This is a genomic window from Adlercreutzia equolifaciens, assembly GCF_029076695.1.
Lineage (GTDB): Bacteria > Actinomycetota > Coriobacteriia > Coriobacteriales > Eggerthellaceae > Adlercreutzia > Adlercreutzia equolifaciens_A.
This window is the reverse complement of record NZ_JARFIK010000625.1, coordinates 1-288: the sequence shown is the minus strand read 5'-3', so window position 1 is coordinate 288 and position 288 is coordinate 1. Positions and strand designations below refer to the sequence as shown.

Sequence of the window (288 nt, the reverse complement as noted above, 5' to 3'; positions counted from 1 at the left end):
CCAAACTGGCGGCCAGAAGGCCCAGGGCCTCCAGTTCCTCCTCGTAGGCCGGGCCGAAATCAAGCAGCGCCTCGTCTACCATGGGCGCCCCTAGGAGAACAGGTACAGGACGTACTGCAACAGCTTACCCAGGGCCGTGCGCTCCGGCACGGACAATGCCTCCCACTTCTCGGCCTGAGCAGCAGCCAAGCGCTGGGTGAAGTCGGTGATGCGCTGGAACCCTGCCTCGGTGCAGCCCAGGACATCGCCCTCAAGAACCAGCGCGCGGTCGCGCAAGCCCTCCATCTG

At 65.6% G+C, this 288-nt stretch carries 1 protein-coding gene; it reads right to left on the bottom strand.

All coding sequences use genetic code 11. The features are described 5' to 3' along the window. Positions 1-90: 90 nt before the first annotated feature. Positions 91-288, bottom strand: a 198-nt coding sequence (locus PZH32_RS13880; protein WP_275208852.1) for a hypothetical protein, incomplete at its 5' end; no start/stop codon positions are given.